Below are 14,895 nucleotides of genomic sequence, written 5' to 3'. Positions count from 1 at the left end.
TGTTAGCTAAGCTGTTCAGCCTGCATCGCTACCAAGTAGGGCTTTCGCTCTATTGGCATCATCTTTAATTTGTTTTTTCAGCGCATCTAACGATCCAAATGGCTGCTCGTCTCTAATCTTTGCCACTAATTCAACTTCGACAGTTTTGCCATAAAGGTCACCATCAAAATCAAATAAATGGACTTCTAACTGACAGACTTGACCATTTACCGTTGGCCTAAAACCAACGTTGGCTACGCCTTCATATATGTCGCTATTATCCCAATATAATTTAACTGCAAACACGCCTCTAACAGGCGACACTTTGCGTTTTAAGGCAATATTAGCGGTAGGAAAACCTAACGTTCTCCCAATTTTTTCACCATGAGCAACCTTACCGCTTAACGTAAAAGGATGCCCTAACAAGCGTCTTGCTTGCTCTAAGTTACCCTTTGCAAGCAACTGTCTAACTTCCGTAGAGCTAACTCGCTTATCGCCCAGAATAAAACTCTGAGTGCTTACTACAGCAAAACCATGCTTTTCTCCGGCCTTGCGTAACATCTCAAAATTACCTTGGCGTTGCTTCCCAAAACAAAAGTCGTCGCCAACAACTAGGTACTTCACACCAAGGGCCTTAACGAGTAGTAGCTCGATAAAATCCTCTGCCGTAAAACTTGAAAACTTATTATTAAAGTTTACACATAATAAGCGATCGATCTTTAACTCATCGAGCAAGACTATCTTGTCTCGTAGCAAACTCAAACGAGCTGGCGCATTCTCACCCTGAAACAACTCTCGTGGCTGTGGTTCAAAAGTCATTACAACAGCAGGCAAACCTAAATGTTTTGCTTTTTTCACGAGCCGATTAATCACTTCCGCATGACCACGGTGAACACCATCGAAGTTGCCTATGCTTAATACGCAACCTCGATGTTTCGGCAAAATATTATGAATACCGCGGATTAATTCCATTATCTTACACGACACATGAGAGTAAATGGGCGGATTATATACCAGCTAGGCTTTATAATCAGCACTCAAACAGCAGCTTTCATCTTCCAAGGACGAATTCCGAGGCAAACTAAGCAAATAAAGTAAGCGATTGCTGCAAATACAATCAACTTAACTAAGGTATAACTACGCTCTATAAAAGATAAGTCAAGCCATTGCGGTATTGTCGGGTCAAATTGGAATAACACAAGCAACATCACCGCTGCGGCAACGGCTGATTTAGCAAAAAATACCAGCGTCGCCTTATTAGCACGATAAACATTAGCTTTATGCAGTCCGCGGTACAATAAACACGCGTTGAGCATCGCCGACATTGAGGTGGCGATAGCTAAACCGACATAACCGAATGGGATGGCAAAAATAAGGTTAAACACCATATTACTCACCATCGCGATAATGCCATAGCGTACCGGCGTCCTAGTATCTTGGCGCGAGTAATAACCCGGTGCCAAAATTTTAATCAACATAAAGCTCAATAAACCACTGCCGTAGGCCATTAAACTATAAGATGCCATTTCAACATCTTCATAACTAAACGCTCCGCGCATAAATAGTACCATCAACATCGGCTTAGCTAGCATAATAAGGCCACACATTGCTGGCAATCCGAGCAATATTATCGCTTTGACTCCCCAATCCATGGTTTTTGCAAACTCATCACTTTCGGCATTGACATGTCGCTTAGATAAAGCCGGCAAGATAACGGTCGCAATGGCAATGCCAAATAAACCTAACGGAAACTCCAGCAGTCTATCGGAGTAGTACAGCCAACTTATTGAGCCCGTCATTAAGAAGCTAGCGATAAAAGTGTCGAGCAACAGGTTAATTTGTGACACTGAAACACCAAAAAGTGCAGGGATCATTAAGGTGCGTATTTTGGTTACCCCTGGATGACTCCATCCCCAACGAGGTTTCACCAACGCGTTCTCTTTAATAAGAAAAGGAATTTGAAACAAGAACTGGATTAAGCCACCTAAAAATACACCACATGCCAAACCGATTTCAGGCTGTTGCATATTGGGAGCTAGAAAAATAGCCGCAGCGATAATGGCGATGTTTAGAAATACGGGCGTAAATGCCGACACAGCAAAGCGCCCACGAGTATTTAATATCGAACCCGCTAACGCAGTAAATGTGATAAACCATAAATAGGGAAAGGTAATCTTTAACATTAACGAGGCTAGTTCAAACTTTGCCCCATTGGGCTCGTCATTGACCCAAGCTAAAAACCAGCCCCCGCCAAACAGGGCCGCTAAGACTGGTGAAGCAATAACACCGACTAAGGTCACGATACTAACAAGTACACCTAACGTTCCGGCAACTTTTGCGATTAAATCCTTAATTTCTTCGCTACTATTTTTCTCTTGGTATTCTGTCAATACGGGCACAAATGCTTGTGCAAAAGCGCCCTCGGCAAATAGGCGCCTTAAAAAATTGGGGATCTTGTTGGCGAAAAAAAACACGTCCGCACTACTTCCTGCTCCCATAAGGTTCGCAATAACAACATCTCGAACCAAACCTAAAACACGGGAAATCAACGTCATGGCACTAACAATGATGCCTGACTTAACTAACTTTCTGCTCAAAACGCCCCCCACCCCTGCTACAGAGCTAAATAACTTTCGCTAATATCACGTAAAAATTGGTATTAGCTCTATTGTCTCATAGCAATACCTGCTAGAATTGCGCCACATATTACACGAGTTAGGTTGAAGATAGCCAAGTAGGTTGGATTATTTTGAGTTAATCAGATTGATTCAATCATTGTCATTGACAAAGTGACAAAAATAAGGCATATTCCTCGACCTTAAAAATACCAAACCCAGTTTTAGGAGTTGCACCTTGGCTAATAGCAAGTCTGCAAAGAAGCGCGCGCTTCAATCTGAAAAGCGTCGCCAGCACAACGCTAGCCGTAGCTCAATGCTACGTACTTACGTTAAAAAAGTAATCGCTGCAATTAATGCAGGTGACCACGCGACAGCTACTGCTGCTTTCGCTGTAGCACAACCAATTGTTGACCGTATGGCGACTAAAGGTCTTATTCACAAGAATAAGGCTGCTCGTTATAAGTCACGCTTAAATGCTAAAATCAAAGCACTTGTTGCTTAATCTTTAGCTTTAAAGCAAATGAAAAAAACCGGCCTTGGCCGGTTTTTTTATATCTGCAATTTCCAGTACACACCAACAGTTCACATTAGCAAAATTCAGACAAAAAAATAGAGAGGCAAGCCTCTCCATTAGTCATCCATTATATAGCTTTTGTAGAGTCAATAAAAACCAACCGTAACAAATTAAACTTTAACTTGCTAACAACTGACTTTAGATTGACTAAGCAACAGTCTTTAAGCTTTCACAATAGATGTTATTCAGTAATTTAATGATCTCTGCAACTTCTTCACTCTTTAACGAATAGTAAACCGTTTGAGCTTCTTTGCGTGTTTCGACTAAATTATCTTTACGTAACCAAGCTAAGTGCTGAGACAGAGCCGATTGGCTTAACCCCAACTTCTTATTCATTTCACCAACACACATCTCGCCTTCATTAAGAAGATAACACAAGATAAATAAACGACGTTCATTGGCTAACGCTTTCAACAATACAACGGCATGGTCTGCTCGTTGCTGCATTAATTCTATATTCATTACGAGCCATTTCTCCTAAAACAAACCGACGCCCTAATATAGCGTTGCCTTACAGATATAGTCGGGACATAAAGCACACTTTTTGCTAGATTGTTTTAAAAAGTGGGATATACATAGTAAAAAACAAAAAAACTTATGAAAAACAAGTATCTCAATATGCTTTGAGGATTAATTCCTCTTAACTTAATTGGTTGCCAGCACACAAAAAATAATAGAGACGAGGCCGTTTCCACTGATTTACAACAAAAGCCCTTAGCGACTCTTACTTACGAGCGAGTTGAATCTCTAACCGTTGAGCTAGACTCTCGGCTAGCAGGTAGTGAACGAGATCTTATTATTGTTCAGTGGGCAAAGGTTAAACTGACGAGGCAAGGCTTTGATAAAGTCTATAAAGAAGCGATACAAGTCCTCATGTGGCACAGTGCTGAAGCAAAGGCTTCTATAAGTTCCATTTCCACAACCACTCGTGATAACAGCCTTAGGAGGCTGCATTGCGACATTTAGAGGGGATCGAAGCTAATATCATCCGCTTTGATAGCTTAAAAACGTTGAAGCGGCACCAAAAGGCATTGTCGTCATCATAATCTGACTTTGGCACTGGTCGTATCTATCAAATCGACTTTAGAGCCTGTGAGTAAGGATATAAACAACTTATTAAGCTAATTCAGTCAATGGTAGCTAATGAGGTAGTTATAGGCTGTAACGCAGTCTCCGGCGGTCTTGATGTATCCATATAGCCACCTAAAGGTATATCAGTGGCATCCACAGGCCAGATGGTACCGATTACTTCGATTATCCCCATGCGCCTAACGACTATTGCGCTTCACGCAGGAATACTGGCTCATTAACTGTCGAGTCTTTTTCACTGTAGTAGTAACCCGCCGTATCAAACTTGATTAATGCCTCTAGCGAGTCGACATGGTTATCCAAAATATAACGCACCATCATGCCTCTCGCCTTTTTGGCAAAGAAACTGATAACTTTATATTGGCCATTCTTACAGTCTTTAAAGATTGGGGTGATCACCTGCGCATTGAGTTGCTTAGGTTTCACGGCTTTAAAATACTCATTCGACGCTAAGTTAATGATGAATTCATCGCCCTGCTCCTCTGTGGTCTTATTGATTTCATCGGTGATGATATCCCCCCAGAATTGATACAGATTCGTGCCACGATCATTAGCGAGTCGGGTCCCCATCTCTAATCGATACGCCTGCATCAAATCTAATGGCTTAAGCAAACCATATAAACCCGATAAGATCCTTAGTTGCTTCTGAGCTTTTTGTAAGCTTGCCTCTGACAGTGTATCGGCATCAAGACCTGTATATACATCGCCACGAAACGCAAACACTGCTTGCTTAGCGTTCTCAGGGGTAAAATCTTTTTGCCAAGAGCTAAATCTTGCCACGTTTAGCCCTGCAATTTTATCGCTTACTTTCATTAAAGTCGCAATATCTGTTGGGGTAAGCGTGCGACACACCTCAATAAGCTGTTTACTTTGATCGAGTAACGTCGGCATTGAGTAGCTTTCGCAGCCTGGAGGATTGTCAAAATCTAACGTTTTTGCAGGAGAGACTAAGATCAGCATACATGAGGCCTTTAAAGATAAATAATTAAGCTAATGATACTGAACAAAAACAAAAAAACCACGCTTAAACAGCGTGGTTTTTTAGATTGTACTGATAAAACTTATAGATTAAGCATTAGCGGCTTCAGCTTTCGCTACGGCCTTAGCTTGAGCCTTGGCTTCCTCTTCAACAGTTTTGCTCGTCCAAATTCCGCCTTCTAAATTAGATAGCTCTGGGAACTTGCTAGCGTCAAACGTTGGCGTCTCGCCGCTTTTCAGCTGTTGACGATAATCGTTAATCACTCGAATCGCTAAACCAGACAATAGCAGTAAGGCGATAATGTTCACCGTCGCCATTAGACCCATAGACACATCGGCTAAGTTCCACACTAGGCCAATTTTTGCGACAGCACCAAACATCACCATACCTAAAACACAGACTCTAAATATTGGTAGTGCTTTCTTACTATTACCCGATAAATACATTACGTTGGTTTCAGCGTAAGAGTAATTGGCAATAATTGAAGTAAAGCAGAATAGTAAAATCGCTAATGCAACGAACCCACCGCCCCATGGACCAACATGCTGTGTAAGAGCATCAATTGTAAGTTTGATGCCATCACTGTCTGAGCCTACGTCGCCCGCTAACAAAATGATGGCAGCAGTCGCAGTACAGATAACGATGGTATCAACAAACACACCCATCATCTGTACAAAGCCTTGCGATGCTGGATGGTTTGGGTTTGGTGAAGCACTCGCTGCAACGTTAGCAGCACTACCCATACCCGCTTCGTTAGAGAATAGACCACGAGCAATACCTGCTTGCATAGCCTGAGCGATAGTATAAGCCACACCACCAGCCACAGCTTCCTGCAGACCGAAGGCACTCTTAATCACCAGCATAAATACATCTGGTAGCTTCTCGAAGTTCATTGCCACAACAACAAATGCGATCAAGATATAGGCTAAAGCCATAATCGGAACAACGATTTCAGAGACCTTGGCCACCTTATTTAGGCCGCCCATGATGACAAACGCGCTAACAATCACTATGCCGATACCGACATAAGTAGGGTCAAAGCCGAAGACCTGAGTCATCGCACCGGTAATGGTATTGGCTTGAACAGCATTGAACACTAAGCCAAACGCAATGATCAGGAAGATTGAGAATAGGATCCCCATCCAACGTTGACCAAGTCCCTTCTCCATATAATAAGAGGGGCCACCACGATACTGGCCGTCTTCATCGCGCACTTTATAAACCTGTGCCAACGTCGATTCAACCATAGCGGTAGCCATACCGAGTATAGCAATAAGCCACATCCAGAATACGGCACCAGGACCTGCCGCAGTAATTGCAACGGCCACACCAGCCATATTACCGGCACCAACGCGCGCAGCCATGCTAGTACAGAAAACTTGAAAAGATGAAAGACCGCTTTGGCCTCCACCTTGTCGGCTTTTAAGCATAATTTCACCAGAATGCTTAAAATGAGTGAGCTGTATAAATGCCAGTCGAATCGTAAAATACAGTCCGGCACCGACCAGACCATATACTAAAAGCTTTCCCCAAAGCAGCGCATTGAGAAAGTTAATCGTTGTTTCTATCATATAATTTCAATCCCCATGACAAACAGAATCGAGCAAGACGAACGCTAGATTAGTTTATCCTGTTTTTATCCTTCCTAAGGTATTTAAATAACAGCAGTTTTTATTTTCAAATTGTCTTAACGTGAAAAAATTACATCACGCCTGCTGTATTCCGCGCAGCAAAATAGCATAGCATTGCTTCAATCCCGAGCGATGCAGATCACAGTTTCTCATTTAGCCGACATCTACATCACACCTGCACCAGAACAACACCAAAAAATTTAACCAAATTAACACGCCAGCCACATGCAAGTTAACTACATTAAATTGTACAAAACTCTTTCAATAAATCAGATATTGCACACGTTTTTGTAATAAAATTACAAATATAGTGAGTTATATAAAATTTGTTTAACTTTATGATTACGTAAATGGGGTTATTTATGGCACATCAGCAAGAAATTGTCGCACTTAAGAAATTTGTTCGAGCAACTAACTTTCTGGCGACATCACAAATTTATTTAAAGAAAAACGTGCTGCATAAACGCGCACTTGAACACTCCGATATTAAGCCTAGGCTACTTGGTCACTGGGGAACGTGCCCAGGTATCAATTTTGTCTACGCTAACGTTAACAGGCTCATCACCAAGCACAACCGCTCATTCGTTTATTTAGTTGGCCCCGGCCATGGCTTTCCAGCTGTTCAAGCAAACTTGTTTATGGAAGGCTCCTTAAGCCACTTCTACCCCGATACCATTCCATATAATGAAGACGGGATCACCGATATCTGCCAGAAGTTCTCTGCCGCTTATGGTTACCCTTCGCATGCGAACCCTGAAGCGCCAGGCCAAATCCTTGAAGGTGGTGAACTAGGCTATTCACTTTCTGTTGCTTGGGGCGCTGTTTTAGATAATCCAGATCTGATTGCCGCTTGCCTTATCGGTGACGGTGAGTCAGAAACCGGCCCACTAGCTGCCTCTTGGTATGCGAACCGTTTAGTGTCTGCAAAGAATAATGGTGCTGTTTTACCTATTGTTCATATCAACGGTTATAAGATTTCGGGTCCGACTCGTATGGGTCGTATGAGCCATGAAGAACTCGATCTTGAATTTAGAGGTCTAGGTTACCATCCCATTATTGTTGATGATCAATTAGAAGAAGACGTTTATCTTCAGATGGCTGCCGCAATGGATAAGTCATACGAAATGATCAATGACATCCAAACCCGCGCTCGTGCAGGTGAAGATATCGTTAAGCCACGCTGGCCAGTGATCTTAATGCGTACCGCTAAAGGCTGGACGGGTACTGCCGAGTTTGATGGTAAGAAATTAGAAGGTAACTGTGAATCCCACCAGGTTATCGTCAACAAATGTGCTAGCAACAAAGGTCACCTCGATGCACTAAATACTTGGCTTGCGAGCTACAAGTTTAATGAGCTTTATAGTATCAATGAAAAAGGCGAGCTGATCTTCGACGAAGATATTCAGTCCCTTCTACCACCAAAAGAACTAACCTGTGGTCGCCAGCATTTAAGTTATGGTGGTGAAGTGGTTCGCGCACTCGCTAAACCTGATCTAGAAAAGCTTGCCTATGGTCCTGAAACCCCTCGCGGCCATCGCGGCTTATCTATGTATAAGATGGGCGAATGGATGCGTGATGCATTTAAGCTTAACCGCGATCAGCGTAACTTACGTATTTTCTGTCCAGATGAAACCTATTCAAATCAACTACAAGCCGTATTTGAAGAGACGAGCCGTGCATGGCAGTGGCCTATCGAAAGCTGGGATGAAGATATGTCTCGTGACGGTCGAGTCATCGAGTTGCTATCAGAAAACCTATTATTCGGTATGTTACACGGCTACACAGTAACGGGTCGCCATGCCATGTTCCCAACTTATGAGGCGTTCTCACAAGTTGTTTCTTCAATGGCCGACCAATACTGTAAATATGTATATGCGAGCCAAGGCGTACATTTCCGTAAGCCTGTTCCTGCTTGTAACGTAGTTTTATCCTCACTACTTGAGCGCCAAGATCACAACGGTTATTCACATCAAAACCCCTCTTTCTTGGGTGCGATGCTTGAGAAACACCCGAAGATTATCTCAGCTTACCTTCCTGCAGATGGTAACAGCACCTTAGTTTATACTGAGCGCGCTTATGCCGATCGCGACAAGCTCAACATCTTAGTGGCGGGTAAGAAAGATCTACCACAGTGGCTAACACTCGATGAGGCTCGTCAACAAGCAAAAGATGGTGTCATGGTTTGGGATTTCGCATCAGATGAAAACCCAGATGTGGTACTTGTCGGTTGTGGTGATTATGTCACTCAAGAGGCGATGGCTGCACTGGTGCTTATTCGTGAGCTGCTACCACGTGTACGCATTCGCTTTGTCAGTGTTACAGAACTCACAAGTAGTGGTTTAGGTAGCTTAGAGTTCCAAGCTAAGCCTTGGTTGATGGATGAAGTATTCACGGCAGATAAAGGTGTAGTATTCAATTATCACGGTTATCCAAACACGATTAAGAAACTAGTGTTTGATTATAAAGGTAGCAAGCGCTTCAGAATTAAAGGCTATGAAGAGGAAGGCTCAACAACAACTCCATTTGATATGGGCGTTCGTAATGGCACATCACGTTACCATCTAGTCATTGATATGGCATACAAGCTCTTCCAGAGCAGCGTGATTGACGAGTCTCAACACGTGGCTATCACCACCGACATGCTGCAACGCTTAGTCGACCATAGAAATTACATCAAGGCCAACGGTGTTGATCCTGAAAGCATCGAAAACTGGGTTTGGACACGTTAACTCTTTATCTATTTTGAGTTGTAATTTTCAATCAATCAAAGGGCGCTTTTAAAGCGCCCTTTTTTTATGCAACTTTAGTTCTCTATGATATTTCACAATTGGAGTGGAAAATATCGCATTTGCAGTTGATAATAGTGTCAGCTAGCTAAAACATAAAGGAACTCCGTGATAAGTGCTAGTACTGCTTAGAATAATAGTAAGCAGGCGGAGACGTTTTATAAATAAAACATAAGGACTATAAATGATGAACAACACACTAAAAGCAGTTCTGCTTACTTCGATGTTACCTTTTGCTGCTAGCGCGGCTGACGGTATGAGCCCCTGGTATGTAGGTGGTGGGGTCGGCATCAACAACTACGAACCTAATTGCGATCAAAAAACCATGAAAAGCTGTGGTAAAGACGATCCCTATGCATGGGATGTATTCGCAGGTTACCTGTTTAATGATTATTTCGGCGCAGAGCTAGGCTATCGAGACCTAGGGCGAGCAGAATGGGTCGACTATTCAAACAAGCTCAATGATGTGGGAGCTAAAGGCATGAACCTTGGTCTAGTGGCTTTTTGGCCCTTTGCAGGTAATTGGAGCCTGTCAGCTGAAGCCGGTGCTTTCAACTATCTCATTTCAAATAACAAGAACTATGGCAGTGAATACTACAGCGACAGCGGTGTGGCTCCTTACTTTGGCGCGGGTATCGGTTATAACATTACTGATAACTTAAAAATTCAGGCTAAATACCGTCGTTATGAAAACCTAGACGAGGACAAGTGGAAAACCCTTGAGATGGAAAGTAACTATTGGGGTCTTGAGCTAAGCTATCGTTTTGGTAATAAGGCTAAGCCTGTTCCGGTCGTCGCCGCAATCATAGTTGTAGACTCTGATAACGACGGCGTGACAGATGACTTAGATCAGTGCCCGAATACACCAACTACCTATAAGGTTGATGCATACGGCTGTCCGATTTTCTTAGAAGTAGAGAGCCAGCTTGATATTGAAGCAAAATTTGCTAACAACTCAGCTGAAGTAGAAAAGTCTTCATATGGTGCCATTCGGGAGCTTGCTACATATATGAAGCAGCACCCTAATGCAGAAGTAACCATTTCTGGTTTCGCCTCTAATACGGGTAAAGCTGATTATAATATGGATCTCTCTGAGCGACGTGCAGCATCTGTTGCCGAAATTCTCATCAATGAATATGATATAGCGCCGGGCAGAGTGTCCTCAAAAGGTTACGGTATAACAAGGCCGCTAATGGAAGGAAGTTCCGCAGAAGCTAACGCCGTAAACCGACGTATCGAAGCCCATGTAACAGATCTATCTGTCACTCCAGTGCTTAAATAAAATTATGCTCTTTACCAAAAGCTCACGGCTATCACAACCGTGGGCTTTTTTAATATGATGGGTTTATAAAAACGCTATACTTCTTGATCAAACTTTTAACGAGCCCCAATTATTAGCAAGTTTTCGTACTTAGATTACTAAAACAGTCAATTTAAATGATTTTTAGCAACTTTTGTGTAATTTTTTTTCATATATAGTTGGAAAGTTCATTCAAATGGCTTTTAATAGCTGCTAAATTAATTGTCCAATAGATGCTGTTCCTAGAGTAAGGATGTAATACATATGGCCAACACATTAGAACAACTTAAACCTTTCACGACCATTGTTGCCGATACTGGCGATATTGAAGCCATAAAGCGTTACCAGCCAGAAGATGCAACGACTAACCCCTCTCTTATTTTAAAAGCATCAGAAATTCCTGAGTACAGTGCATTAATCGAAAACGCTATCGATTGGGCTAAAAGCCAAAGTGACGACCTAGCGCAGCAGGTTGAAGATGCTGGGGATAAACTTGCGGTTAATATCGGTCTTGAGATCTTAAAAATTGTTCCTGGTCGTATTTCTACAGAAGTTGATGCGCGTTTATCATTTGATAAAGAGGCATCAATCACAAAAGCGCATAAACTTATCAATCTTTATCAAGCTGCAGGTATCGACAAGTCTCGTATCCTTATTAAGCTAGCGTCAACATGGGAAGGCATTTGCGCCGCCAAGCAACTTGAGCAAGAAGGCATTAACTGTAACCTAACGCTACTATTTAGCTTTGCTCAGGCACGTGCATGTGCAGAAGCAGGTGCTTACCTTATTTCTCCATTCGTTGGCCGTATCCTAGATTGGTATAAGAAAGATACTGGTCTTGAATTCTCAGCGACTGAAGATCCAGGTGTCGTCTCGGTAACAAGCATCTATAACTACTATAAGCGTCATGGCTTTAATACTGTTGTAATGGGCGCAAGCTTCAGAAACACAGGCGAAATTATCGAGCTTGCTGGTTGTGACAGACTAACCATTGGCCCAGCTCTACTTGAAGAGCTACAAAACAGCACGACTCCTATTGTACAAAAGCTACTGCCAGCAACTGAAGTTGTTGCACCCGAAGCTGAAATGACTGAAGCGCAGTTCCGCTGGGAATTTAACGAAGACGCAATGGCAGTTGAAAAGCTTGCTGAAGGTATTCGCAACTTCGCTATCGACCAAGGTAAGCTTGAAGTTATGCTAAAAAACAAACTTTCGTCTTAATCAATAGGACAAAAAAATGACTGAACTCACTCAACAAGCCACTTGGCAAGCATTAGAAAAGCACAGTAAAACGCTTTCCCATATGCGCGAGCTATTTAGCACAGAACCTCAGCGTTTTAATGACATGTCGACTCAGGCCTGTGGATTGTTTCTAGATTACTCTAAAAACCGCGCCTCACAAGAGACGATGTCTCTTTTATTTAAGCTGGCGAAAGACACTCAGCTTGAATCAAAAATTAAGGCGATGTTTGCTGGAGAAGCAATCAACAACACAGAACAAAGAGCGGTACTACACACGGCTCTTCGTGCACCAGCAGACAAAGTTATTATTGTCGATGGCAATAATATTGTCGCCGAGGTTCAGCAAACACTGGCAAAAATGAGTGAGTTCGTCGAGTCGCTTACATCCGGAAGCTGGAAAGGCTACACAGGTAAAGCCATTACTGACGTCGTCAGTATCGGTATTGGCGGCTCTTTCTTAGGGCCTAAAATCGTTTCTCAAGCATTGCGTCCATATTGGACGGGTGAGCTAAATTGCCATTTTGTGGCAAATGTTGATGGAACCTCTATCACTGAAAAACTAAAAGGCCTAGACCCGCAAACCACCTTGTTTGTGATGTCTTCTAAATCTTTTGGTACTCAAGAAACGTTAACCAATACGCTTACCGCTAAAGCGTGGTTTTTAGGACAAGGTGCATCACAATCTGATGTTGCTAAGCACTTTGTCGCTGTGAGCTCAAATGTCGCTAAGGCAACGGAGTTTGGTATCGATGCCGATAACATCTTCCCTATGTGGGACTGGGTCGGTGGTCGCTATTCACTTTGGTCTGCAATTGGATTACCTATCGCTCTGCTAATCGGTATGGATAACTTTCGCGAGTTATTAGCCGGTGCTCATGAGATGGATGAACACTTTGCCAATACTCCATTAGAAGACAATATGCCCGTTATTATGGGCTTATTCTCACTATGGTATGGTAATTTTTTCAATGCTCAGTCTCATGTAGTGTTAACTTATGATCATTACCTAAGAGGCCTGCCAGCTTACTTTCAGCAGCTAGATATGGAGAGTAACGGTAAGTCTGTCACCCTAAATGGTACCGATGTTGATTACAGCACTGGACCTGTAATTTGGGGCGGCGAAGGAACTAACGGTCAACACGCATACCACCAGCTATTGCATCAAGGAACGGCACTCATTCCAGCCGACTTCATTATGCCACTCAACAGCCACAACCCGGTGGGTGAGCATCATGTTCAACTTGCTTCAAACTGCTTTGGTCAAACCCAAGCATTGATGCAAGGTAGAACCTATGAAGAAGCATTAGCAGAGTTAAGCTCTAGTAGCCTTAACGATGAGCAGAAGCAACTTATCGCTAAACATAAGGTGATGCCGGGTAATAAGCCGAGCAATACCATCTTAATGGATAAGCTTACTCCTTCAACGTTAGGTGCATTAATTGCTCTATATGAACACAGAACATTTGTTCAAGGTGCTATTTGGCAGATTAACTCATTTGATCAGTGGGGAGTCGAGCTTGGTAAGCAACTAGGCAACGATGTTCTCGATCGCCTCACGGCAAGTAAAGATGCCGATGAGCTCGACACTTCTAGTAATGGTTTGATTAACCTGTTTAGGCAAGGAAATATCTAAGCTCGTACTCAAGCTATAAAAAAGCCAGTTTCTACTGGCTTTTTTGTTTTTTACAGCCAAGCATTCCATATAGCTTAAAAAAAAGACCATATTTATCTCACCTCCTCTCATACTAAAACATTAAACATTCGTCCAATTTAACATTCCTGAAACATTTTGATTGCAAGGTGAGCAAAAATCATGCTATTAAATTGAAGACAAAATAAAAAAACAGGAGGTTGCCATGAATCGACTCGATTATGGTAGTGCGCTAGATAGTGTAGTTGAGAAGCCAAGCCGCTCAAGAAGCTCCAATAAAAAGCGGAAGTGGCGTGAAATTGAAGCTCTAAAGGAAAAGCACCGTTTACTTAAAGAACTTCAAGAGATAGATAATAATTTCAGTGGCGAGCTTGATACCCTCCTGATGTAAAACCAAATAGAAGAGCGCTTAAAGCGCTCTTCTTTAATTTTACTCGAACAACAAAATACCACAGGTTCGACAAAATCGTTATTCTGCGGTGTTCAAGTACTCTCTAAGCTCTTCAAACAGAACCTTATCACTATCACTAAACAGAGGGTCATCAATTAAGCGAGCATTACACATGGCCGCGACCACGTGCCAGTCATCATCGGTAATGACCTCCTTCCATTTCGGAAATACCGTCGACTCCTCAAATTCCATATGCGCTTGCTGCATCCGCACATAACTTTCTAGATCGGCAACTAACTGCTCTTTCGATACCACGGTATCATTCAAAATGAGGTTTAATGTCGCCATTAGAGACGCGGAGGCCTCGCCTAACTTCTGATGCTCAGAAGTCAGCTTTTCATTGATATGTGCTCGACCAAGCTTATTCCAATAAAACTCTGAAATGACCTCTTCTAACGGATGATGGCTATGCTCTGCATAACTCTGCATATACTCCACTATATCTCGCACTAGGTTATAGTTTATCGCTTCACCGGCGGACAGCTTAGTGTATTTATTCTTTAAGACCTTAAGTAAAATAGCAATATGCTTATGATCGTGCATGAGTCTCGCCAGCATAGTCTTCTCCATCCTAATTCCACCACTACCGTTAATA

The 14,895-nt window shown here is 42.6% G+C and carries 12 protein-coding genes; 6 read left to right on the top strand and 6 right to left on the bottom strand.

Annotated features, from left to right (window positions below; translation table 11 throughout):
- Window positions 1-15: 15 nt before the first annotated feature.
- Window positions 16-951 carry a bifunctional riboflavin kinase/FAD synthetase gene (ribF, locus tag SHAL_RS05735; RefSeq protein ID WP_012276243.1) on the bottom strand — a complete coding sequence of 312 codons (936 nt, stop codon included), beginning with the start codon at window positions 949-951 and terminating at the stop codon, window positions 16-18.
- 65 nt (window positions 952-1,016) lie between these two features.
- Window positions 1,017-2,576, bottom strand: a complete 1,560-nt coding sequence (gene murJ / locus SHAL_RS05730; protein ID WP_012276242.1) for a murein biosynthesis integral membrane protein MurJ — start codon at window positions 2,574-2,576, stop codon at window positions 1,017-1,019.
- A gap of 256 nt (window positions 2,577-2,832) precedes the next feature.
- Here murJ and rpsT point away from each other — a divergent pair, with 256 nt between their 5' ends.
- Window positions 2,833-3,099 (top strand): 30S ribosomal protein S20, encoded by a 267-nt coding sequence (gene rpsT / locus SHAL_RS05725; RefSeq protein ID WP_012154338.1) that lies wholly within the window; start codon window positions 2,833-2,835, stop codon window positions 3,097-3,099.
- Between the two features lie 219 nt (window positions 3,100-3,318).
- Here the strand turns inward: rpsT and SHAL_RS05720 are convergent, their stop codons facing one another.
- From SHAL_RS05720 to SHAL_RS05710, 3 genes are all read right to left on the bottom strand, one after another.
- Window positions 3,319-3,633 (bottom strand): ArsR/SmtB family transcription factor, encoded by a 315-nt coding sequence (locus SHAL_RS05720; RefSeq protein WP_012276241.1) that lies wholly within the window; start codon window positions 3,631-3,633, stop codon window positions 3,319-3,321.
- An 813-nt stretch (window positions 3,634-4,446) separates the two neighbouring features.
- A complete protein-coding gene (gene yaaA / locus SHAL_RS05715) occupies window positions 4,447-5,220 on the bottom strand; it encodes a peroxide stress protein YaaA (RefSeq protein ID WP_012276240.1) in 774 nt (257 codons plus the stop codon).
- 108 nt (window positions 5,221-5,328) lie between these two features.
- Window positions 5,329-6,810 carry an alanine/glycine:cation symporter family protein gene (locus SHAL_RS05710; RefSeq protein ID WP_012276239.1) on the bottom strand — a complete coding sequence of 494 codons (1,482 nt, stop codon included), beginning with the start codon at window positions 6,808-6,810 and terminating at the stop codon, window positions 5,329-5,331.
- 422 nt (window positions 6,811-7,232) lie between these two features.
- Between SHAL_RS05710 and SHAL_RS05705 the strand changes: the two genes are divergently transcribed.
- From SHAL_RS05705 to SHAL_RS05685, 5 genes are all read left to right on the top strand, one after another.
- A complete protein-coding gene (locus SHAL_RS05705) occupies window positions 7,233-9,599 on the top strand; it encodes a phosphoketolase family protein (RefSeq protein ID WP_012276238.1) in 2,367 nt (788 codons plus the stop codon).
- Window positions 9,600-9,840: 241 nt separating this feature from the next.
- Complete coding sequence (locus tag SHAL_RS05700) at window positions 9,841-10,938, top strand: OmpA family protein (protein ID WP_012276237.1); 1,098 nt, start codon at window positions 9,841-9,843, stop codon at window positions 10,936-10,938.
- Between the two features lie 282 nt (window positions 10,939-11,220).
- Window positions 11,221-12,177 (top strand): transaldolase, encoded by a 957-nt coding sequence (gene tal, locus SHAL_RS05695; RefSeq protein ID WP_012276236.1) that lies wholly within the window; start codon window positions 11,221-11,223, stop codon window positions 12,175-12,177.
- Between the two features lie 16 nt (window positions 12,178-12,193).
- The gene (gene pgi / locus SHAL_RS05690) at window positions 12,194-13,831 is read left to right on the top strand and encodes a glucose-6-phosphate isomerase (RefSeq protein WP_012276235.1); all 1,638 of its coding nucleotides are present in this window, start codon (window positions 12,194-12,196) and stop codon (window positions 13,829-13,831) included.
- 223 nt (window positions 13,832-14,054) lie between these two features.
- Window positions 14,055-14,240, top strand: a complete 186-nt coding sequence (locus SHAL_RS05685; protein ID WP_012276234.1) for a DUF3545 family protein — start codon at window positions 14,055-14,057, stop codon at window positions 14,238-14,240.
- Window positions 14,241-14,318: 78 nt separating this feature from the next.
- Here the strand turns inward: SHAL_RS05685 and SHAL_RS05680 are convergent, their stop codons facing one another.
- Window positions 14,319-14,858, bottom strand: a complete 540-nt coding sequence (locus SHAL_RS05680) for a hemerythrin domain-containing protein (protein ID WP_041415862.1) — start codon at window positions 14,856-14,858, stop codon at window positions 14,319-14,321.
- Between the last annotated feature and the right edge of the window lie 37 nt (window positions 14,859-14,895).

The organism is Shewanella halifaxensis HAW-EB4, assembly GCF_000019185.1.
GTDB lineage: Bacteria > Pseudomonadota > Gammaproteobacteria > Enterobacterales > Shewanellaceae > Shewanella > Shewanella halifaxensis.
This window is presented reverse-complemented; position numbering and strand designations above follow the sequence as displayed.

Coding starts and splice junctions, on each gene's coding strand:
- ribF (WP_012276243.1), bottom strand. CDS start 951: ATGGAATTAATCCGCGGTATTCATAATATTTTGCCGAAACATCGAGGT.
- SHAL_RS05720 (WP_012276241.1), bottom strand. CDS start 3,633: ATGAATATAGAATTAATGCAGCAACGAGCAGACCATGCCGTTGTATTG.
- yaaA (WP_012276240.1), bottom strand. CDS start 5,220: ATGCTGATCTTAGTCTCTCCTGCAAAAACGTTAGATTTTGACAATCCT.
- SHAL_RS05710 (WP_012276239.1), bottom strand. CDS start 6,810: ATGATAGAAACAACGATTAACTTTCTCAATGCGCTGCTTTGGGGAAAG.
- SHAL_RS05705 (WP_012276238.1), top strand. CDS start 7,233: ATGGCACATCAGCAAGAAATTGTCGCACTTAAGAAATTTGTTCGAGCA.
- SHAL_RS05700 (WP_012276237.1), top strand. CDS start 9,841: ATGATGAACAACACACTAAAAGCAGTTCTGCTTACTTCGATGTTACCT.
- tal (WP_012276236.1), top strand. CDS start 11,221: ATGGCCAACACATTAGAACAACTTAAACCTTTCACGACCATTGTTGCC.
- pgi (WP_012276235.1), top strand. CDS start 12,194: ATGACTGAACTCACTCAACAAGCCACTTGGCAAGCATTAGAAAAGCAC.
- SHAL_RS05685 (WP_012276234.1), top strand. CDS start 14,055: ATGAATCGACTCGATTATGGTAGTGCGCTAGATAGTGTAGTTGAGAAG.
- SHAL_RS05680 (WP_041415862.1), bottom strand. CDS start 14,858: ATGCTGGCGAGACTCATGCACGATCATAAGCATATTGCTATTTTACTT.